Origin of the sequence: Pseudomonas persica (genome assembly GCF_900291015.1) — a bacterium.
Classification (GTDB): domain Bacteria; phylum Pseudomonadota; class Gammaproteobacteria; order Pseudomonadales; family Pseudomonadaceae; genus Aquipseudomonas.
On the sequence record NZ_OLKL01000011.1, the window covers coordinates 26,110 to 47,123 of the forward strand.

The 21,014-nt window shown below is 63.3% G+C and carries 20 protein-coding genes and 1 tRNA gene; 9 read left to right on the plus strand and 12 right to left on the minus strand.

The genetic code is table 11. From position 1 onward, the window contains the following. Nucleotide 1 precedes the first annotated feature (1 nt). The 4 genes from FQ664_RS05745 to FQ664_RS05760 are packed head-to-tail and all read left to right on the plus strand — an operon-like array spanning nucleotide 2 to nucleotide 4,467. Nucleotides 2–1,444 (plus strand): TadA family conjugal transfer-associated ATPase, encoded by a 1,443-nt coding sequence (locus tag FQ664_RS05745; protein WP_144170784.1) that lies wholly within the window; start codon nucleotides 2–4, stop codon nucleotides 1,442–1,444. After that, entirely contained in the window at nucleotides 1,441–2,427 is a 987-nt protein-coding gene (locus FQ664_RS05750; protein WP_144170785.1) for a type II secretion system F family protein, read from the plus strand. The genes FQ664_RS05745 and FQ664_RS05750 overlap by 4 nt, the downstream gene beginning before the upstream one ends. Nucleotides 2,428–2,453: 26 nt before the next feature. Beyond that, entirely contained in the window at nucleotides 2,454–3,422 is a 969-nt protein-coding gene (locus FQ664_RS05755; protein WP_144170786.1) for a type II secretion system F family protein, read from the plus strand. A gap of 1 nt (nucleotide 3,423) precedes the next feature. Further along, a complete protein-coding gene (locus FQ664_RS05760; protein WP_144170787.1) occupies nucleotides 3,424–4,467 on the plus strand; it encodes a tetratricopeptide repeat protein in 1,044 nt (347 codons plus the stop codon). Between the two features lie 62 nt (nucleotides 4,468–4,529). On the opposite strand, the gene FQ664_RS05765 is transcribed toward FQ664_RS05760, so the two are convergent. Together FQ664_RS05765 and FQ664_RS05770 are read right to left on the minus strand one after the other, a co-directional pair. Continuing rightward, complete coding sequence (locus FQ664_RS05765; RefSeq protein WP_144170788.1) at nucleotides 4,530–5,540, minus strand: DUF4917 family protein; 1,011 nt, start codon at nucleotides 5,538–5,540, stop codon at nucleotides 4,530–4,532. A gap of 260 nt (nucleotides 5,541–5,800) precedes the next feature. Continuing rightward, nucleotides 5,801–7,507, minus strand: a complete 1,707-nt coding sequence (locus tag FQ664_RS05770) for a SulP family inorganic anion transporter (protein WP_144170789.1) — start codon at nucleotides 7,505–7,507, stop codon at nucleotides 5,801–5,803. Between FQ664_RS05770 and FQ664_RS27185 the strand changes: the two genes are divergently transcribed. Then, on the plus strand, nucleotides 7,506–7,676 hold the full coding sequence (locus FQ664_RS27185) for a hypothetical protein (RefSeq protein WP_178090951.1): 171 nt from the start codon (nucleotides 7,506–7,508) through the stop codon (nucleotides 7,674–7,676). The genes FQ664_RS05770 and FQ664_RS27185 overlap by 2 nt on opposite strands. A 539-nt stretch (nucleotides 7,677–8,215) precedes the next feature. Here FQ664_RS27185 and FQ664_RS05775 read toward each other — a convergent pair. The 4 genes from FQ664_RS05775 to FQ664_RS05790 form a co-directional block, all read right to left on the minus strand. Next, nucleotides 8,216–8,289, minus strand: a tRNA-Gly gene (locus FQ664_RS05775). Nucleotides 8,290–8,400: 111 nt separating this feature from the next. Next, nucleotides 8,401–9,288, minus strand: coding sequence for a (R)-3-hydroxydecanoyl-ACP:CoA transacylase (gene phaG / locus FQ664_RS05780; protein ID WP_144170790.1), 888 nt, complete (start codon nucleotides 9,286–9,288; stop codon nucleotides 8,401–8,403). 448 nt (nucleotides 9,289–9,736) lie between these two features. Further along, entirely contained in the window at nucleotides 9,737–10,429 is a 693-nt protein-coding gene (locus FQ664_RS05785) for a pseudouridine synthase (protein ID WP_144170791.1), read from the minus strand. 9 nt (nucleotides 10,430–10,438) lie between these two features. Continuing rightward, nucleotides 10,439–10,651: a cysteine-rich CWC family protein gene (locus FQ664_RS05790; protein ID WP_144170792.1), complete on the minus strand. Its 213-nt coding sequence runs from the start codon at nucleotides 10,649–10,651 to the stop codon at nucleotides 10,439–10,441. Between the two features lie 142 nt (nucleotides 10,652–10,793). On the opposite strand from FQ664_RS05790, the gene FQ664_RS05795 reads away from it, so the two are divergent. Further along, a complete protein-coding gene (locus FQ664_RS05795; RefSeq protein WP_144170793.1) occupies nucleotides 10,794–11,243 on the plus strand; it encodes a hypothetical protein in 450 nt (149 codons plus the stop codon). Between the two features lie 43 nt (nucleotides 11,244–11,286). On the opposite strand, the gene FQ664_RS05800 is transcribed toward FQ664_RS05795, so the two are convergent. Continuing rightward, nucleotides 11,287–12,393, minus strand: coding sequence for an enoyl-CoA hydratase/isomerase family protein (locus FQ664_RS05800; protein WP_144170794.1), 1,107 nt, complete (start codon nucleotides 12,391–12,393; stop codon nucleotides 11,287–11,289). 126 nt (nucleotides 12,394–12,519) lie between these two features. Between FQ664_RS05800 and ung the strand changes: the two genes are divergently transcribed. Then, complete coding sequence (gene ung, locus FQ664_RS05805; RefSeq protein WP_144170795.1) at nucleotides 12,520–13,212, plus strand: uracil-DNA glycosylase; 693 nt, start codon at nucleotides 12,520–12,522, stop codon at nucleotides 13,210–13,212. Between the two features lie 120 nt (nucleotides 13,213–13,332). On the opposite strand, the gene FQ664_RS05815 is transcribed toward ung, so the two are convergent. The 5 genes from FQ664_RS05815 to FQ664_RS05835 form a co-directional block, all read right to left on the minus strand. Next, nucleotides 13,333–14,364, minus strand: a complete 1,032-nt coding sequence (locus FQ664_RS05815) for an AbrB family transcriptional regulator (RefSeq protein ID WP_144170796.1) — start codon at nucleotides 14,362–14,364, stop codon at nucleotides 13,333–13,335. Then, nucleotides 14,357–15,871: a tripartite tricarboxylate transporter permease gene (locus tag FQ664_RS05820; RefSeq protein WP_144170797.1), complete on the minus strand. Its 1,515-nt coding sequence runs from the start codon at nucleotides 15,869–15,871 to the stop codon at nucleotides 14,357–14,359. The genes FQ664_RS05815 and FQ664_RS05820 overlap by 8 nt, the downstream gene beginning before the upstream one ends. A gap of 3 nt (nucleotides 15,872–15,874) precedes the next feature. Further along, the gene (locus tag FQ664_RS05825; protein WP_144170798.1) at nucleotides 15,875–16,333 is read right to left on the minus strand and encodes a tripartite tricarboxylate transporter TctB family protein; all 459 of its coding nucleotides are present in this window, start codon (nucleotides 16,331–16,333) and stop codon (nucleotides 15,875–15,877) included. Nucleotides 16,334–16,401: 68 nt separating this feature from the next. Further along, nucleotides 16,402–17,382, minus strand: a complete 981-nt coding sequence (locus tag FQ664_RS05830; RefSeq protein ID WP_144170799.1) for a Bug family tripartite tricarboxylate transporter substrate binding protein — start codon at nucleotides 17,380–17,382, stop codon at nucleotides 16,402–16,404. Nucleotides 17,383–17,428: 46 nt separating this feature from the next. Then, a complete protein-coding gene (locus FQ664_RS05835; RefSeq protein WP_144170949.1) occupies nucleotides 17,429–18,718 on the minus strand; it encodes an OprD family porin in 1,290 nt (429 codons plus the stop codon). Between the two features lie 200 nt (nucleotides 18,719–18,918). On the opposite strand from FQ664_RS05835, the gene FQ664_RS05840 reads away from it, so the two are divergent. Continuing rightward, nucleotides 18,919–19,590 (plus strand): response regulator, encoded by a 672-nt coding sequence (locus FQ664_RS05840; protein ID WP_144170800.1) that lies wholly within the window; start codon nucleotides 18,919–18,921, stop codon nucleotides 19,588–19,590. Further along, entirely contained in the window at nucleotides 19,583–20,962 is a 1,380-nt protein-coding gene (locus FQ664_RS05845) for a sensor histidine kinase (RefSeq protein WP_144170801.1), read from the plus strand. Before FQ664_RS05840 ends, FQ664_RS05845 begins: the two co-directional genes overlap by 8 nt. The last annotated feature ends 52 nt before the right edge of the window (nucleotides 20,963–21,014 follow it).

Genomic DNA, 21,014 nt, shown 5'->3' on the forward strand with positions numbered 1-21,014 from the left:
CATGCTTAGCGATTTCCGTAACCGTTTGCGCAAACAGGCAGTCACCCCCGAGGCATCGACGCCGTCGAAGCACAGTGGCGCTGCGAAGGACCCGGCAGAGGCGCTGATGGCGTGGGAGCATTCAGCACCGGATGTTCTGTTTGAAACGAAAAGCCAGGTCACCTCGGTGGAAGCCGAGTGGCGGGAAAAAACCTATCAGCAACTGCTCAAGGTCATGGACCTGTCCTTGCTCGACTCGCTCGAGCAGGCCGAGGCCGTGCGGCAGATCCGCGATATCTGTCAGCGTTTGCTTGATGAACACTCGGCGCCGGTGAGCTCTGTCAGCCGCCAGTTGATCATCAAGCAGATCACCGACGAAGTGCTTGGCCTTGGCCCGCTGGAACCGCTGCTGGCCGACCATACGGTGTCCGACATTCTGGTCAACGGGCATGACTCGGTGTACGTCGAACGGTTCGGCAAGTTGCAGCGCACCGATGTGCGTTTTCGCGATGATCAGCATTTGCTCAATATTATCGACCGCATCGTTTCCAGCCTGGGCCGACGCATCGACGAGTCTTCGCCACTGGTCGACGCCCGGCTCAAGGATGGTTCGCGGGTCAATGCGATCATTCCGCCGCTGGCCATTGATGGGCCGAGCATCTCGATCCGCCGTTTTGCGGTGGACCTGCTCAACATCGAAAGCCTGATCCAGGCCGGCGCCCTGACCCCGGCCATCGCGCTGATGCTCAAGGCAATTGTGCGAGGCCGGCTGAACGTGCTGATCTCCGGCGGCACCGGCTGCGGCAAGACCACCATGCTCAATGTGCTGTCCAGTTTCATTCCCCACAACGAGCGCATTGTCACCATCGAGGACTCGGCCGAGCTGCAGCTGCAGCAACCGCATGTGGTGCGCCTGGAAACACGGCCGGCGAACATCGAGGGGCGCGGCGAGGTGGGCCAGCGCGAGCTGGTGCGCAACAGCCTGCGGATGCGCCCGGACCGTATCGTGATCGGTGAGGTGCGTGGCGCCGAAGCGCTGGACATGCTGACGGCGATGAACACCGGCCACGATGGCTCACTGACCACGATCCACGCCAACACCGCGCGCGACGCGTTGGGCCGGGTCGAGAACATGGTGTTGATGTCTGGCGCCACATTCCCGATCAAGGCCATGCGCCAGCAGATCGCGTCGGCCATCGATGTAGTGATTCAGCTGGAGCGGCAGGAAGACGGCAAGCGGCGGTTGGTCAGCGTGCAGGAGATCAACGGCATGGAAGGCGAGATCATCACCATGACCGAGATCTTCTCTTTTGTCCGCAGTGGTGTGGGCGAGCAGGGCCAGGTGCTTGGTGACTTCCGGCCAAGTGGCATGGTCCCGGCCTTTCGCGATGCCTTGGCCAAGCGCGGCATAGAATTGCCGCTGACGATGTTCAGGCCTGAATGGATGGAGGCTCGTCAGCCATGAGTCAGATACCCGGTGAATACATCCTGATATTTCTTGGCATGGTGTTCGTGGCTGTGTTCCTTCTCAGCCAAGGGTTGGTGGTACCAGTGTTTGGCGAGGCGGGCAAAGTACGTAAGCGTATCCGTGGCCGACTGGTGATCCTGGAGCGGGCAAGCCATCTGCCGAACATGCAGACCGTGTTGCGGCAGAAGTACCTGACCCGCTTGTCGCCGCTGGAGGCGCGGCTCGAGCAGTTACCCTTCATGGCGTCGCTGACGCAAATGATCGAGCAGGCCGGGCATGAGTACCGGGCCTATCGGGTATTGCTGATCGGGTTCGTACTGGCAGCGGCTGCCGGGATGCTGGCCTGGCTGTTCTTTCCTTACTGGTGGTTGGCGCTGGCGGCAGCGTTCGTGGCGTTCTGGCTGCCGCTGCTGAAAATCTCCGCTGATCGTGGCAAGCGTTTCGCCAGGTTCGAGGAGGACTTGCCGGATGCGCTGGAATCCATGTGCCGGGCGTTGCGCGCGGGGCACCCCTTCAATGAAACCTTGCGCCTGGTGGCCGATGAACACAAGGGGCCGGTGGCGCACGAGTTCGGCCTGACCTTCGCCGATATCAACTACGGTAATGATGTGCGTAGGGCCATGCTTGGCCTGCTCGAGCGGGTGCCGAGCATGACCGTGATGATGATGGTGACCTCGATCCTCATTCATCGCGAGACCGGTGGCAACCTGACCGAAGTGCTGGAGCGCCTGAGCCGCCTGATACGCGGGCGTTTCCGCTTTCAGCGCAAGGTCAAGACCATGTCGGCCGAAGGGCGAATGTCGGCCTGGATTCTGGTGGCAGTACCCTTCGTGTTGGCGGCGGCGATCATTGTCACGACCCCGGAGTACTTGACGTTGCTGATCAAGGATCCTACTGGGCATAAGTTGGTCATGGGGGCTTTTGGCTCCATGTTGATGGGGATTTTCTGGATTCGGAAAATCATCCGTATCCAGATTTAGGCAGTTCTCGCATGGGGGCGTCGGTCATGGACTATTTGCTCGGTTTGTTGAGTAGGGTGACGGACAGTGAGGCACTGGCACGCCTGCTGATCGTTGGTGCGATCGGGATGAGTACGGTCATTGCAGTGATCACAGTGACGTTACTGGTGCTGGGCCTGCAGAGCCCTCTGCAACGCCGTCTTGCATTGATCAAGCGTGACCACTCCAGCGCTGCGGCCGGGCGCGAGGCGCCAGGCAACCTGCAGCTTTTACTGGAACGGGTCGGTCGGCGCGTTACCCCGTCTGCGGAGGGGCAGGTGTCGGCCACCCGAACCCTGTTGACCCACGCGGGTTACGGCTCGGCGTCAGCGGTACAGGTGTACTGGGCTGTGCGTTTGCTGCTGCCGTTGATGCTAATGGGTATCTCGCTGTTAACACTGCCACTGGTTCCCAACCTTTCCTCGATCACGATCATCGGTGTGGTGCTGATGGGAGCGGCCGTCGGATGGCTGCTACCGGCGGTGTATGTCGACAAGCGCAAGAAGGCTCGACAGGGGCGGTTGCGTGCGGCCTTCCCCGATGCCCTGGACTTGATGGTGGTTTGCGTGGAGTCGGGCTTGGCGTTGCCCCAGGCTATCGAGCGAGTGGCCGAAGAAATGGCAGTCAGCCAGGCCGAGCTGGCCGAGGAACTGGCGTTGGTCAATGCGCAGATCCGCGCCGGTATTTCCAGTACCGAAGCGCTCAGGCAACTGGCGGACCGCACCGGGCTGGAAGACATCCAGGGCTTGGTCAGCCTGTTGGCCCAGAGTATCCGCTTCGGCACCAGCGTAGGGGCTACCTTGCGTATCTATGCCGAGGAGTTTCGTGACCGGCGCATGCAGGCCGCCGAGGAAATGGGCGCGAAAATCGGAACCAAGCTGGTTTTTCCGCTAATTTTCTGTCTGTGGCCAAGCTTCTTTCTGGTAGCCATCGGCCCGGTGATCATCGGGATACTTAAAACGTTCGGGAAGCCATGACATGAAAAGGATCAGCTTGCTGTTGACCATGACAGCCGTGCTCTCGGGTTGCCAGAGCACGGGGTCAGACTTGAATGGGGTACGTTCTGTCTACTCCGCTGGCAACTCGGTGCTCTACCAGGTGCAGTCGCAGAGCAACTCGCCCGACCAGGCGATGCAGATGGCGGCGATGGCCTACCAGGCCGGTGACCTGGACCAGGCGCTGTACCAGTACCTGCGCGTCCTTGAGCTGGCGCCCGAACGTTATGAAGCCCTGGTCTGGGTTGGCCGTATCCACCGCGAACGGGGCAATAACCAGCTGGCCGAGATGGCCTTCACCGAGGTGCTGGGCAAGGCGCCTGAAAACCCCGATGCCCTGACGGAAATGGGCCTGCTGAATCTGTCCATGCGTAAACATGAGCAAGCCAAGGCGATGCTGTTGAAGGCAGTTGCCGTGGATCAGAAGCGCTTCACCAAGGACCCGGCCAACACCCAGGCCGGGGCGGCTGCGCTCCGGGTCGACAGCAAGTCACCGCTCAAGGCATACAACGGGCTGGGGGTGCTTGCGGATCTGGGCGAAAACTTTGCCGAGGCGCAGACGTACTACCGCCTGGCCGAACTCATTGATCCACGTTCGGCGTTGGTGCAGAACAGCCTGGGGTATTCCTACTACATGGCCGGGCAATGGGCCGATGCCGAACTCCGCTACAAACGTGGTGTGAGCTATGACGGCACCTACAAGCCGCTGTGGCGCAATTATGGGTTGCTGCTGGCGCGCATGGGGCGCTATGAGGAGGCGGTGTCTGCCTTCGAACAGGTCGAAAAGCGTGCCGAGGCCAGCAATGATGTCGGCTATGTCTGCCTGGTGGAAGGCAAGCTGGATGTGGCCGAGCAGTTTTTCCGCAGCGCAATCGAGTTGTCGCCGGGGCACTATCCCGTCGCCTGGGAAAACCTGAACAGGGTCCAGCAGATTCGGCAAATCCGCCAGATGGGCGGCAATGTAGCGATGCCCGAGCCAGTTGCAGTTGGCCCGGTCGTGCAGGTGACGACGGCATCGGCCCCTTGATGGGGCCGAGTGGTTCAGCGGGCAAGCCCTGATGCCTGTCAGACAGCGTTAACGGGGCTGCTTCACCTATGGGGGAGCGGTGCTTCAATAGCCAACGCTGCTTGCCCCAACGGATGCGTACTGGCATCAAAGAAATGCAGCACTGTCCCCGGCATATCCCCGAAGCGATCGACAAAATGCTGCTTCTGGTTGATCACCGATGCCTCGCTCAACGGCCTGATGGCAATCGACAGATGCGCCGAGCGGGCCAGCCGGATGGCTTCGAGCAGGTGCTGGTCACTGCTGTCCAGGTGCTGCCCGAACAGGCATAGCCCCTGGCTTTCCCGCGCCAGTTGCCCCAGGCACCAGCCCAGGTAATCCGAGTTGCGGATGGCGCGCAGTTTCTCGTCGCTGCGGTCTTCGTTGACGAACAGTGGCACTTCGCCAGGGATGTTCACGGCAAAACCATCGAGCAGTTCGGTGCTGTCGGCGCTGCGTTGGCGGGTGGTGCCGTCGGGCAGCTTGAGCAGGTGCAGGCCGCCATGCAGGTGCAGCACCCGGGTGCCTTCGCCGCTGGTGCGGCGCACGTCGAAGAAGCCCTGCTCGTCGAACAGTTCGGCGAAGCCGTGCGGAGCGTGTTGCACGGCCCATGGCAGCAGCAGGTCGTAGTTGCTGGTATAGACGCTGCGGTAGCCGCGCAGGGCCTGGTTGAGGGTTGCCAGGGTCGTGGCCGGCATGAGTGGCCACGGCAGGTGCACCGTGCGTACGGCGTGGATCAGCGCTTCCTTGATCGAATAGTAGCGGTTCAGCGGCGCGGTGGAGTTGATGGCCAGCGCGGCGTTGGCGCGCACGGTAGTGTTGAGGGCGCTGAGCACCGGCTCGAACAGTTCCGTACCCAGCGACTTGAACAGTGCCTGGTCGCTGATGGCCAGGCCTTTCTTGCGCCCGGCGCGTTGCGCTTCCTCGAACAGAGAGAAGTAGCCGAACGGCTTCCACAGCGCGCGGCTGGCGCCATTGCCCAGCAGCAGGGCGTCGCAAGGGTGGCGGGCGGCGAGTTCTGGCCAGGGGGTGAGGGTGGCGTCGAGTGCGGGCATGCTGGGGTCCGTTGGGTGGAGCGGGAACGGGGGCGACTTTAGCATGTCATGCAAGGTGTGCGAGGGTTGGTCTCCAGGCAAGGGCCTTGTGTGGCAATGCCGGCCTCTTCGCGGGTAACCCGCTCCCACAGGGATCGCGCCACCTTTGGAATTTGAGCAAGACAGTTGCATCCACCTCGACCGCACCGGCCTTGAGCCATGCGCCAACCCTGTGGGAGCTGGCTTGCCGGCGATAGAGCCAGTGGCAACAATGCATCTCTTCAACCTTGCTCAGCCACCTCCACGCTGCGACTCCTGTTACGCCACACCCGATATGCGCGGATGCCCGCCCGCACCGAGCCGAACAGCAGTTTGTCTTCCATCTCCCGTGCCATCCCCGAGCGCACCAGCATGCGCAGGAAGGTGCCGCGGGCGCGGGCTATGGCGAACAAGATGCCCTGGGCTGCCAAGGTGTCGCGCACTTCGCGCAGGGCGGCGATGCCGCTGACGTCGATGCTGGTTACCGCTTCGGCATCGAACAGCACGGCTTTGGGCTGGTCCTGGCTCTGCACTGCTTCGAGCAGGCGCATCTTGAAGTAGTCGGCGTTGAAAAACAGGATCGCGTCGTCGAAGCGGTACACCACCAGGCCTGGCACGGTGCGGGCATCCTTGTGTTTGTGGATGTCCACCTGGCCTTCGGTGCCCGGCAGCCAGCCCAGCACCGCGTCGGTGGGCTGGTAGATGCTGTACAGCAGGCGCAGGATCGCCAAGGTCACGGCAAATACGATGCCGGGCAGCACACCCAGGCCCAGCACGCCGACCGTGGTCAGCAGGCACAGCCAGAACTCGAAGCGGCTCAGGCGACGGATGTGCCCCAGCGACTTGATATCGATCAGCCCCCAGCCGGCCATCAGCAGTACGGCGCCCAGCGCCGCCTGCGGGATCCACGCCATCGGCGCGGTGAAGAACAGCAGGATCAGGGCGATGACCAGCGCAGCGATGATGCCCACCAGCTGGCTTTTGCCACCGACCATGTCGTTGACCGCGGTGCGTGAGTCGGCGCCGCTGATGGCAAAGCCCTGGGAAACCCCAGCTGCCAGGTTGCTTACGCCCAGGGCGACGAATTCATGGTTGGCATTGATCGCGTAGCCGTGCCGGGCGGCGAAGCTGCGGGCGGTGAGCATGGCGCTGCAGAAACTGACGGTGGCGATACCCAGGGCGTCGCGCAGCAGGCTTTTCATTTCGGCCAGGTTACTGTGTGGCCAGGCCAGCTGCGGGATGCCGGCAGGTACCGGGCCGAGGATGGCGACGCCGAAGCGATCAAGGCCGAACAGGCCGACCAGCAGCATGAACAGCACTACTACCGTTAGTGCCGCGGGCAGGCGTGGGTAGCGCCGTGGCAGCCAGATCAGCAGGCCCAGTGCGGCGAGGCCGATGAGCAGCGTCACCCAGTGGATTTCGCCCAGGCGTTGAAGGAAATTGATCAGGCTGAGGATGAAACCGTCGCCCTCGATCTTGAACCCCACCACCTTGGACAATTGCCCGGCGATCAGGCTCAGGCCGATGCCGTTGAGGTAGCCGATCAGGATCGGCCGCGAGAAGAAGCTGGCGATGAACCCGGCCCGGGCCACGCCGGCGGCAATCAGCATTACCCCGACCAGCAGGGTGACGATCACTGACAGTTCGGCAATCCGGTGTGGCTCGCCCATGGCCAAGGGCGCCACGGCGCCGGCGATCATTGCGCAGGTGGCGGCGTCGGGGCCGACCATCAGCTGGCGTGAGCTGCCGATCAGGGCGTAGACCATCATCGGCAGCACACAGGCGTACAGGCCGTACTGCGGAGGCAGGCCGACGATCTGCGCATAGGCGATGGCAATGGGAATCTGGATCGCGGCCACCGAAAGACCGGCCTGCAAGTCGGCGTGGAACCACTCGCGGCGGTAGTGCAGCAGGTTGGCAAGGCCCGGTAGCCATCGGGAGAGAAACATGCGTCGTCCTTTCGAAATGTTTCATGAATCCATCTGCGCATTGAAACGGATCGGCAGGCAAATGGCGATGTGGCAGATCAAGCCGGCGGGCAGAAACGAAAAAAGAGCCGAAGATGGCTCCGTTAGTATTTTGGCCAGGACTATCCTCTACGTTAACGTTTTTTATTGAAAATTAACGTTTTGGGCAGGCAACGCAGATGCCCGGTATCCCTCTGGGCGTCCACTTCCAGAAGTCCTCCCAACCCATTCGGAACAGTTGGGCGAGAGGCACCTGGTCGATCTCTACTCGCCGGCGTCGGTCGCTTCCCAATCTTCAAAGGCGGATCGGACGGCCTCCAGAATGCGAGCGGCCCGGCGTTCATCCTCAAGTTGGGGGTACTGCTTTTTGAGCTTCCCTGAAATCGTCCAGTCCTTTAACGGGAGCTCAAAAAAACACTAACATTTCGTTGATCTTATCCTGAAATATTAACGGATAGGCTCACTCAAAACGCTAATTCTCTGTCCAAATCATTAATATTTTGAGGTTGTGATACAAAAACGCTAATGCACATGCGAAGGGAGTAAATGAGTTGGAGCTCCGACTGGTTTTCAGGCGGTCTGGAAGAGAAGGCTTTCGCGTTTTGTGAGGAGGTTGACTCAGCGAGAATGACGCTTGAGCGGGAGAAGCAGGAGGGAGGGGGCGAGCTGAGAAATCATGGATCAAGGGGGTGGAGCGGGTAGAGGGAATCGAACCCTCAACTAAAGCTTGGGAAGCTTTCGTTTTGCCACTAAACTATACCCGCATCTGCGCTGCACTTTTTACCAGAACCCCTCACGAATTAGAAGCCCGAGTTATAAAAAAAGCTTGTCGGCACCCCATAGCCTGCGGGGGCGGCTACAGGGCACCGATGCGCTCAGATGGCCAATGCATGCTGCCCCTGTTGTACGTGCTGGTAGCGTTGACGAGGCTCGCGCACAGTCGGCTTGAGGAAGCCGAGCAAGACGCTGCGGGTGTTCTCGCAGGCGGTCTTGTTTTCCATGTCGAGGAAGTGGCCCGCGTCACGGATCACGCTGAACTGGCTCTTGCCCACATGCTTGCCGAACTGCCGGGCATCTTCGGCCGTGGTGTATTCGTCGCGGTCGCCGTTGATGAACAACACCGGGATGTCGATGTTGCGCGCGCCGTTCAGGGCCCGCTGCAGGTCATGCTGCAGTACCTCGTTGATGTGGAAGTGCATCTGCGCGTACTCGTGGCTGTCCAGGCTGCTGACGTGGCGGTAGTTGAAGCGCTTGAACAGCGACGGCAGGTGCTTGCCGATGGTGTCGTTGACCAGGTTGCCGACCTGATAGCGGTCGCAGGCGGCCAGGTACTGGCAGCCACGGTCCAGGTAGTCGCGCATCGGTTCGTTGATCACCGGCGAGAACGAGCTCACCACTGCTTTCTTCACGTGCCGCGGCTGGTGCGCCAGCGCCAGCAGCGTGCTTGCGCCACCCCACGAGAACGACATCACGTGGTCTGCCTGGAAGTGCTCGATCAGCTCAAGGAGGATATGCGCTTCGGTCTCCTTGCTGATCAGGCGTTCCTGGCGATTGTGCGGCTTGGATTTGCCCGCGTATGGCTGGTCGAACAGTACTACGTTGAACTGCGGGTGCAGGTTACGTACCGTCTGGGCGAACGAGGCCGTGGTGGCCAGCGAGCCATTGATCATGATGATCGTTTTCTCGGCCGCATCCGCGCGATAGAACTCCGTGTAAACCCGATACTGACCTTGGATATCAAGTACAGCGATTTCTGGCCTCATGTCATCGACTCCTGGCGCAAAAAGGGTATTCGCGTCACCTAGGGTGCACGTTCTTTATGACAGGTAGGCATTTGCCTGAAGAGAAACCGGGGGGCCCTGTGTCGATCCTTGGCACTTGCGTCGACGGTATTGTTTTTGGCGGGCAATTTGCTGTGCCCCAAGGCATCGAGGCCTTGGGTGGCCGGCAAAAGGTGTCTTCGACTGCGGGCGTGACTTGGTAGTCACATGCAGACTGACGATTTGGATTCAAGCAGTGGGTCGGCGATCCTGCAAGTGCCGTTCGGGCGGAAATGTGACTTTTGTCGCTGAGCGGTCGTATGACGACCCTGGGCTGTCTGCCCCGGCCTCTTCGCGGGTAAACCCGCTCCCGCAGGCATTGCGCCGCGCCCGAGGGCAGCGGAAACCTTGTGGGCGCGGGTTTACCCGCGAAGAGGCCGGGGCAGGCAACCTAGACCGTGGCTATCTCATCCGCCGTCAGCTCACGAAACGCCCCCGGCGCCAATCCCGGGTCCAGCCGGATTGCTCCCATGCTCTCGCGATGCAACCCCACCACCTTGTTGTCGAAATGGCCGAACATGCGCTTCACCTGGTGATAACGCCCTTCGACGATGGCTAGCCGCGCCTGGCGCGGCCCGAGGATGTCCAACTGGGCGGGCTGGGTGGTGAGGCCTTCGAAAGCGAAGTAGAAGCCTTCCAGGAACTTGGCCACATAGTGCTCGCCAATCTCGTCTTCGGTTTCCACCAGATAGTGCTTGGGCAGCTTGGTCGCGGGCTGGGTAAGCCGCCGTGACCACTGGCCATCGTTGGTCAGGAGCATCAGGCCGGTGGTGTTGAAGTCAAGGCGCCCGGCTATGTGCAGGTCCTCACGCAACGCGCTGGGCAGCAGGTCGAGCACGGTGCGGTGTTGCCGGTCCTGGGTGGCGCTGACGCAGCCAGCGGGTTTGTGCAGCATCAAGTAACGCGCCGGGCGGCCAGCCTGCAGCAGTTGGTCGTCCAGCTCCACGCGGCTGAATTCGCGGACCTCGGCCAGCGGGTCGCTGACCACCTGGCCATCCACTCGCACGCGGTGTTGCGCCAGCATCAGGCGGACTTGCTGGCGGTTGTGGTTCGGCAGGTTGGCGAGGAAACGGTCGAGGCGCATGGCAAACAGTCAGAGGGAAGCGGGGGGGCGGAGTTGTTCTTCAACGGCGGCGCAGCGCGGGCACAGGCAGGCTTTGTCGCGCAGATCGGCGGGCAGGGCCTGGAGCACGGCCGGGTCGATGCTCACGGCGTAGCACCAGCAGGCCTGGGTGGCCCGACGCGGGTCGGCCAGGCTGCACTGGTTGAGGGCACCACAGGCGGGGCAGTGCTGGTCGTCATGCATGCTGCCGCTCTCCTGTATCAAATTGTTGCAGAAATGGCACTGCACTTCGGCGCCACGGTCTTATTCAATGTCGATGATCGCATTTCGCATCGACGCTCGCCAGCGCCGCTGTTCGGGCACTCCAGCGGTCCAGGAGGCCGCCATGTCTTATCGAATCCTGTTGATCGCCCTGCTGGGGCTGATGACTTCCGCCTGCGTTCCGTACTACGAGAGCGGGGGCTATTACCGGTCGGACCACTACTACTCCGACCGTTATGTGTCACCGGACTATTACCGCTATGACCGCTATTACGTAACGCCGCAACCGCGCTATTACTACCAGCCGGCACCGCGCTACTACTACCGCTCGGCGCCAGCGCCTCATTACCGGTCTCATCCGCAGCCGGGGATGAAGCAGTGGCATGGCAACCCACGCTATGACCATGGCAACCGCCAGCGGTATGACTATGGGCGCGACCGGGATCGTCATGATTATCGCGGTGGCAGCCAGCGCTACCAGAATGACCGTTGGCACTCCAATGGGCGGGGGGATGGTGACCGGCGTTGGGATGGGCGGCGTGGGCACGGGCAAGGAGGCAACTGGCAGCAGTAGGTGAATTGAAAACCGGGGCGCTTTGCGCCCCAGGCTTCAGCGTTCAACCCAGATCAGCCAACGGGTGTCGCCCCTCCCACACCTTGGCAAAATGCGCCTCGACCACCGCCGCCGGCACTTGCGCCACATCGGGCCAGTGCCAGCGCGGCTGGTTGTCCTTGTCCAGCAAGCGCGCACGCACGCCTTCGCTGAATTCCGGGTGGCGGCAGCAGTTCAGGCTCATGCTGTATTCCATCTGGAACACCTGCGCCAACGACAGGTGGCGTGCCCGATGGATTTGCTCCCACACCAGGTGGGCGGTCAGCGGGCAACCTTCATGCAACCGTTGGCCGGCATCTGCCAGCAGCGGGTCGTCGTGGTGCTTGAGCCCCTCCAGCGCGCGCCAGGCGGCGGCAGCATCGGCTACGTCGAGCAACTGATCGATCACCTGCCGCCGCGGCAGCCACTGGGCCTCGGGCAACTCGGCGCAGGCACGGTGCTGTTCGGCCTTGAGCAGGCTGTTCAGTTGCAGGGCGGTCTGTTCCTGCCAGTTAAGTTGCAGCAGCTCCTCGATCAGCGCCTCTTGCTGGTATTCGCCCAGGAAGCGGTCGGCCAGGCCCAGATCAAGGGCGTCGTGGGCGTTGATCGGCGCCCCGGTCAGGCCGAGGAACAACCCCAGCTTGCCCGGCAGGCGGGCAAGGAACCAGCTGGCGCCCACGTCCGGGTACAGGCCGATGCTGATTTCCGGCATGGCCAACCGACTGCTGGGGGTGACGATGCGCACATTGGCGCCCTGCAGCAGACCCATACCACCGCCCAGCACATGCCCATGGCCCCAGCACAGCAGCGGCTTGGCATAGGTGTGCAGGGCAAAGTCCAGGCGGTATTCGGCGGCGAAGAAGGTGGCGGCCAGCGGGGGCACGCTGCCGGGGTGGTCGCGGCAGGCTTGCGCCAGCGCCCGCACATCGCCACCGGCGCAGAAGGCCTTGGCACCGTTGCCGCGCAGCAGCACGCAGACGATCCCCGGGTCGCGAGCCCAGGTGTGCAGCTGTTCGCCCAATACCTCGAGCATCGGCAGGTTCAGGGCATTGAGCGCCTTGGGCGCATCCAGGGTGGCGATGCCGATGCGGGCGCCATCGGCGCCGGTGAGTACCTCGCAATGAATGGCCATGGACTACCTCGTGCAAGTCATCGCTCAAGTATGGCTTGCCTGGCCAAACATGCCGGTCGTCGGTCGGATCGTTTGACAAGCGGGAAGGGCTTACCTAGTGTCGCGCCATTGTTTATGGAAGGCCCCATGACTGACGACGATCGCATCAAACTCGAACCCAGCTGGAAGGCCGCCTTGCGCGCCGAATTCGACCAGCCCTACATGCATCAGCTGCGCGAGTTCCTGCGCAGCGAATACGCCGCCGGCAAAGAGATCTACCCGCCAGGGCCGTTGATCTTCAATGCGCTCAACTCGACGCCGCTGGACCAGGTGAAGGTAGTCATCCTCGGCCAGGACCCGTACCACGGGCCGGGCCAGGCCCATGGCCTGTGTTTCTCGGTACAGCCGGGCGTGGCCACGCCACCGTCGCTGGTCAACATCTACAAGGAGTTGCAGCGCGACCTGAACATCCCGATTGCCAATCATGGCTACCTGCAGAGCTGGGCCGAGCAGGGCGTGCTGTTGCTCAACACGACCATGACCGTGGAGCGCGCCAATGCCGCGTCACATGCCAAGAAGGGTTGGGAATTCTTTACCGACCGGGTCATTCAGGTGGTCAGCGAGCAGTGCCCGAACGTGGTGTTCCTGCTGTGGGGCTCGCATGCGCAAAGCAAGCAGAAGCTGATCGACGGGACCAAGCACCTGGTGCTGAAATCGGTGCATCCGTCGCCGTTGTCGGCTTACCGTGGGTTCCTGGGGTGTGGGCATTTCAGCCGGACCAACAGTTTCCTCGAGCAGCGGGGTATGGCGCCGATCAACTGGGCGTTGCCGCCGTTGTGAAGGCCTGACATACCGCGTTGCCTGCTTCGCGGGTGAACCCGCTCCCACAGGTACAGTACTACCCTCAGGGGCTGTGTGGTCCCTGTGGGAGCGGGTTTACCCGCGAAGAGACCGTCACAGTCATTCCGGGGTTGCATTCCACAGCCGGAACAACGGCTCTGCCAGAAACAGCACGAACAGCAGTCGCATCACCTGCAGCGCTGTCACCAGCGGTACCGACAGCTGCAGGGTCTCTGCCGTCAGGCTCATCTCGGCAATCCCGCCCGGCATCATCCCTAGCGTCAGCGAACGCAAATCCAGCGCGCTCATCACGCTCAGCACCCAGGCTGCGCTGCCGGCAATCGCCATGCACAACGCCGTGGCCACCAGGGTGCGCCCAAGGAACGAGGGGGCGCGGCGGAAGAACGCCCGGTTGAAGTGGCAGGCCAGACCGCTACCGATCAGCCACTGGCCGATCTGGCTGGCGCCATTGGGCAGGGCAATCTGCAGGTCGCCGGCAAGGCTCACCGTGGCTGCCACCAGCAATGGCCCGAACAACCACGGGTTGGGCTGGCGCAAGCGCTGCCAGAGCAAGGCGACGGCAACGCCCAGCGGGGCAATCAACGCCAGCCAGCCCCAGCTCACGCTGCCGGTGTGATTCAACGGCACGCCGTCACCCAGCAAGAACTTGAACAGTGCCGGCACGCACAGTACCACCGCCAGGACGCGCAGGCTCTGCGCCGCCGCCACCTGGCTGAGCACCGCGCCGTTGCGCGCGCCAAGGTTGACCATTTCCCCCGAACCGCCCGGCATGCTGGCAAAGAACGCGGTAGCGCGGTCCTCACCGGTGCGCCGCAGCAGCCATACGCTGATCACGCTGGACAGGGTGGTGAACAGCGCGCCGCAGAAGATCAGCGTGAAATGGCTGGCCACCTGCTCGATCACCGCCGGGGTGAAGTGCAGGCCAATGCCGATGCCGATGATCCACTGCCCGCATTTGCGGCCATTGGGGATTTCCGACAGCTGCCAGGGTGTCAGACAGCGCACCAGGATGATCGCCAGCAGCGAGCCGACCATCCACGGCAAAGGCCAGCCGACCTTGCTGGCGGCAAAACCGCCAGCAAGGCCGACCAGCCCGGTTGCGACAAACAGCGGCAACGAGCGATCAGGCATCGGCCATCGCCCGGCGCTCCAGGCTGCGTTTGCGCCAGCTGCGCAGCAGCGGCAGGGTCAGCATGCAAATGGTCAGTACCCATACCGACATGCTGATCGGGCTCGACCAGAGGATGCCCAGTTCGCCGTTGGAGATCGACAGCGCCCGGCGCAGGTTCTGCTCCATCAGCCCACCGAGGATGAAGCCGAGCAGGATCGGCGACAGCGGGAAGTCCAGCTTGCGCAGGATATAGCCCATGATGCCGATGCCGACCATCAGGAACAGGTCGAAGGTGGTGGCATGCACGGCGTATACGCCGATCGCCGTGATGATGGCGATCACCGGCACCAGCGCCCAGTTCGGCACGGCGAGGATGCGGGTGAAGATGCGGATCATCGGGATGTTGAGGATCACCAACATGATGTTGGCGATGAACAGCGAGGCGATCAGGCCCCAGACGATGTCTGGCTGCTGTTCGAACAACAGTGGGCCAGGGGTGATGTTGTACAGCGTCAGTGCGCCGATCATCACCGCGGTGGTGCCCGAGCCGGGTACGCCGAGGGTCAGCATCGGTACCAGGGCGCCACAGCAGGAGGCGCCGATGGCGGTTTCCGGGGCGGCCAGGCCACGGACGTCGCCCTTGCCGAATTGGCCTTTGTCCCCTGCCAGGCGTTTTTCGGTCATGTAGGCCACAGCACTCGCCAGTGTTGCACCGGCACCTGGCAACACACCCATGATGAAGCCCAGCAGGCCGCAGCGGATATTGACCACGAATACCGAGGCCGCTTCCTTGAAGTTGAACAGCATGCGCCCGGTGGCCTTGACCGCCTGGTGGCCATGGTGGGTCTTTTCCAGCAGCAGGAGGATTTCGCTGATGGAGAACAGGCCCAGCACCAGCACCACGAACTGGATGCCATCGGCCAGGTGCACGCTGTCGCCGGTGAAGCGGTACACGCCACTGTTGGCATCGATACCGACTGCCGACAGGAACAGGCCGATCAGTGCGGCAATGAAGGTTTTCAACGGCTTGTCGCCAGCCATGCCGCCAAGGGCGACAATGGCGAACACCATCAGCACGAAGTACTCCGCCGGGCCGAAGGCGATTGCCCATTTCGCCAGCAGTGGGGCGAACAGCACCATGCCGCAGGTGGCGATCAGCGCACCGATGAATGAACTCCAGGCCGACAGCGACAGCGCTACGCCAGCCAGGCCATTACGGGCCATCGGGTAGCCATCGAGGGTGGTCATTACGGTCGAGGCTTCGCCGGGGATGTTCAGCAGGATCGAACTGATGCGCCCACCGTACTCGCAGCCCAGGTACACCGCCGCCAGCAGGATCAGCGCCGATTCCGGCGGCAGGCCGAGGGCGAAGGCGATGGGGATCAGCAGGGCCACGCCGTTGATCGGGCCCAGGCCCGGCAGCAGGCCGACCACGGTACCGATCAGCGTGCCGGACAGGGCGGTGACCAGGTTGTAGGGGGACAGGGCGACGCCGAAGCCCTGGCCCAGGTAGCTCAAGGTATCCATGTGTCAGTTCTCCAGTACGCTCAGCAGGCCAAGGGGCAGGGGCACGTCCATCACGCGGTCGAACAGCCAGTAGAGGAACAGGCTCATGCCCGCTACCACGAGGGTGCTGTGCAGCCAGCGACCGCCGTACAGGCGGGCCATGGGCACGCCGACCAGGATGGCGCTGAGGATGAAGCCCAGGGCTTCGAAGGTGCTGGCGAAAGCGATCAGCAGGCCGACGCAGGCGGCGATCTTGATCAGGGTTTCGCGGTCCAGCTCCGGCTCGTCGTCCTTGCGCACGATGGGCGTGGGGCGGAACACCAGGTACAGCAGACCCAGGCCCAGCAGGCCGAGCATCAACAGCGGGTAGGCGCGCGGGCCCACCGGTTCATAGGAAAACGCCGCCTGGTAAGGCCAGGCCATCACGGCCAGGGCGGCGCATACCGCCAGCAGGGCCAGGGCGAAGATGCGTTGCAGGATCATGAAGGAATCCTCGTTTGTGGGAGCGGGTAAACCCGCTCCCACAGGGGGCTGTGAAAGGTCGTGGTGGCTTACTGGATCAGGCCAAACTCCCTGGCCAGTGCCTTGTAGTCAGCCACTTGCTTCTTCACATAGCCGTCCAGCTCTTCGCCGGTCATGGCGAACGGGAACAGCTCGCGCTGGTCACGCAGCTTGGCGAAGTCTTCCGAGGCCAGCATCTTGTCGAATGACTGCTTCCACCAGGCGTAGTCCTCGTCGCTCACCTTCGGCCCCAGATAGAAGCCGCGCACCACTGGCCAGACGATGTCGTAGCCCTGTTCCTTGGCGGTGGGGATGTCTTTCATCTCGGGCTCGTCCAGGCGGTTTTCCGAGAACACCGCGAGGATGCGCATGTTGCCGCTCTGAATGTGCGGCATGGAGTCGGAGATGTCGGTCGAACCGACCTGGATGTGGCCGCCCAGCAGCGCTGTGGCGATTTCGCCGCCGCCTTCCAGGGCCACGTAGCGCAGGTCACGCGGGTTGATGCCGGCGGCCTTGGCGATCAGAGCGGTCTGCATCCAGTCCTGGCTACCCACGGTACCGCCAGAGCCGATCACCACCTTGCTCGGGTCTTTCTTCAACGCCGCGACCAGGTCGTCGAGGGTCTTGTAGGGCGAGTCGCTCTTTACCGCGATGGCGCCATAGCTGGTACCGACGGCGGCCAGCCATTTCACCGCGCTCTCGTCGAAGCGGCCGAACTTGCCCTGGGCCAGGTTCAGCAGCGAGCCGCTGGACCAGGCTACCAGCGTGCCGGCATCGGCCGGGCGCTGGGCGACCACGGCGTTGTAGGCTACTGCGCCGACACCACCGGGCATGTAGGTGACGCGCATCGGCTTACTGAGGATCTTCTCCTGCACCAGGGCGCTCTGCACCAGCTTGCAGGTCAGGTCGAAGCCACCGCCGGGTGAGGCGGGGGCAATGCATTCGGGGCGTTTCGGTTCGGCAGCGAGGGCGTTGCCGGCCAACAGCAGGCAGCCGGTAGCGAGGACGAGGCGGCGCAGTGAAAAGGTCATCGTCTATCTCCGTGAGCGTTGTTGTTATCGGATTACCGCTATTGGGTTACCACAGCGCAACGCTGTAGCTCACCAGCAGCCGCACTTCGTCCGCGTCGCGGGCGAAGTTGGAGCGGAAGGTGGCGTTGCGCAGGCGCACGGCGACGTTTTTCAACGGGCCGCTTTGTACCACGTACTTCATTTCGGTATCGCGTTCCCATTCCTTGCCCTCGCCACCGGCGGCGCGGCTGACGTTGTCGCCGCTGATGTAGCGGGTCATGAAGGTCAGGCCGGGCACGCCGAGTGCGGCGAAGTTGTAGTCGTAGCGCGCCTGCCAGGAGCGCTCGTCGGCGCCAGCGAAGTCGTTGATCTGGACGAAGTTGACCAGGTACGGGTCGGCACCATCGACGTACGGGAAGGCGCTGTCGCCGGACAGCTGCTGCCAGGCGGCGCTGACCTTGTGCCCGCCCAGGGCATAGCTGAGCATGCCGTTGACAGTGGTGTTGTCGATGTTGCCGGCCTTGGCGGCGCCGGCGTCGTCACTCACGGCCAGGCGCAGATCGGCGCCGAAGGTACCCGGGCCCCACGGCTGGGTGGCGAGCAGGCCGATGAAGTGCTGGCGGTAGATATCGTCGAGCTGGGCAAAGTGGTAGCTGCCGGTGATGCGATCGGTGAACTGGTAGTCGAGACCGGCCAGGTCCAGGTTATCGGCGCTGAACGAACCACCGAAGCGGCCGTTCTTGTTGTTCAGGGCCAGGTCTTCCCAGTTGGTGTCGTTGCGGTCCTTGGCCTTGTCCAGGCGGCCGCCGGTGAAGGTCAGGCCCTTGACCTCCTTCGAGGTGAGCAGGCCACCTTCGAAGGTTTGCGGGAGGATGCGCCCGTCGTTGGGCTGCAGGGTCGGCAGTTCGGGGATCAGGGTGCCGATTTTCAGTTCGGTCTGCGACACCTTCACCTTGCCGGTCAGGCCGAGCTTGGCGTATTCGTCGGCGGCCTTGCCATCATCGTGGGTCGGCAGCAGGCCGGTGTCGGTGCGGTCGGGGCTGGAGTCGAGCTTGATGCCGAGCATGCCCAGCGCATCCAGGCCGAAGCCCACGGTGCCATCGGTGTAGCCAGACTCGAAGTTGAGGATGAAGCCCTGGGCCCATTCGTCGCGCTTGGATTGCTGCGCACTGGTGCCGTCGCGGAAGTCGCGGTTGAAGTACATGTTGCGGGTTTCGAAGGTGGCCGTGCTGTCTTCGAAGAAGGCGGCCTGGCTCATCGGGGCGACACCGGCAAGCGCAAGGGCGCTGGCGATGGCGGAGGGGCGTGCGGCAAAGGAACGGGTAGGCGCGAACGCCTGCGGCTGCGATGACAGCATCACTGATGGCTCCGTTTATTGTTCTTATTCGTTGCACCTTGCGGGTGCTTTTTTCGGCGCGAAGGGCGACCGTGGTGCGATGCTAGGTAACCAACCTTTCGCTAACCTTTCAGCGTGAAAGGTTTGTCGACAGGGGCTTCACAGGCCTGCCGACAGCGGTACACTCCGCGCCACCGTCCCACCCGAGCAGGGAGATTCCGATGCGTGTGCTGCTGGTCGAAGACCACCTGCAACTGGCCGAAAGCGTGGCCCAGGCCTTGAAAAGCCATGGCCTGACCGTGGATGTGCTGCATGACGGCGTGGCCGCCGACCTGGCCCTGGCCAGCGAGGAATACGCTGTGGCGGTGCTGGATGTCGGCTTGCCGCGCATGGACGGCTTTGAGGTGCTGGCGCGCCTGCGTGGCCGTGGCAAGACCCTGCCGGTGCTGATGCTGACCGCACGCAGCGACGTCAAGGACCGGGTCCACGGCCTGAACCTGGGCGCCGACGACTACCTGGCCAAGCCGTTCGAGCTGACCGAGCTGGAAGCGCGGGTCAAGGCCTTGCTGCGCCGCAGCGTGCTCGGGGGCGAGCGCCAGCAGCGCTGCGGGCCACTAGTGTACGACCTGGACACCCGGCGCTTCACCCTGGGTGGCGACAACCTGACCCTGACCTCACGCGAGCAAAGCGTACTGGAGGCGCTGATCGCCCGCCCGGGCCGGGTGATGAGCAAGGAGCAACTGGCCGCCCAGGTGTTCGGCCTGGACGAAGAGGCCAGCCCCGAGGCCATCGAAATCTACATCCACCGCCTGCGCAAGAAGCTCGACGGCCACCCGGTGGCCATTGTCACCTTCCGTGGCCTGGGTTACCTGCTCGAGCACCGCGATGCGTGACAATGGCAGCCTGCGCGGGCGCTTGCTCGGCAACCTGGCCTTGCTGCTGGTGGTGCTGATGCTGGCCAGCGGCCTGAGCGCCTACTGGAACGGCCGTGAGGCCGCCGACACCGCCTACGACCGGACCCTGCTGGCCTCGGCGCGGACCATTGCCGCAGGGCTGTCTCAGCGTGACGGTTCGCTGAGCGCGGACGTGCCTTACGTGGCCCTGGACACCTTCGCCTACGACAGTGCCGGGCGCATCTACTACACGGTGCTGGACATCCAGCAACGGCTGATTTCCGGCTATGAGAACCTGCCACCGCCACCACCAGGCACGCCGCGCACCGACGATTATCCTGCGCTGGCACGGTTCTACAACGCCACTTACCTGGGCCAGGACGTGCGTGTGGTCAGCCTGCTGAAGCCGGTAAGCGAGCCGAACATGAATGGCATGGCGGAAATCCGCGTGGCCGAGACCGAGGAAGCGCGGGTGCGCATGGCCCGTGGGCTGATGGCCGATACTCTGCTGCGCCTGGGGATGCTGGCGTTGGGCGCCTTGGTGATGGTGTGGTTTGCCGTGAGTGCCGCGTTGCGGCCGCTGGAGCGCCTGAGCACGGCGGTGGAAGAGCGTCAGCCGGACGATCTGCGGGCCTTGCCGGTGGTACAGGTGCAGCGTGAGCTGAGCCCGCTGGTGCGGGCCTTGAACCACTTCACCGAGCGATTGCGTGGTCAGTTCGAGCGTCAGGCGCAGTTCATCGCCGACGCCGCCCACGAGCTGCGCACGCCACTGGCCGCGCTGAAGGCGCGGGTTGAGCTGGGTTTGCGTTCGGCCGAGCCGCAGGAGTGGCGGCAGACGCTGGAGTCCGCGGCCCAGGGTACCGATCGCCTGACTCATCTGGCCAACCAGCTGCTGTCGCTGGCACGGGTCGAGAACGGCGCGCGGGCGATTGCCGAAGGCGGCGCGCAGCGCCTGGACCTGAGCCAGTTGGCCCGCGAACTGGGCATGGCCATGGCGCCGCTGGCGCATAAACGCGGGGTGGCGTTGGCCCTGGAGGCCGAGGCGCCGGTGTGGCTGAAAGGGGAACCGACGCTGCTCAACGAGCTGCTAAGTAACCTGGTGGACAATGCCCTGGCCCATACGCCAGCGGGTGGCAATGTGATCTTGCGGGTGGTGGCGCCGGCGATGCTGGAGGTGGAGGACGACGGGCCGGGGATTCCCGAGGCGGAGCGCGAGCGGGTGTTCGAGCGCTTCTACCGGCGTAGTGCGCAGGGCAGTGGGCTTGGCTTGGCGATTGTTGGCGAGATCTGCCGGGCGCACCTGGCACAGGTGAGCCTGCATGACGGTGCCAAGGGCGGGTTGCGGGTGCGGGTGAGTTTCATCGCGGATTGATGTATTGCCTGTACCGGCCCTTTCGCGGGTAAACCCGTTCCCACGGGGACCG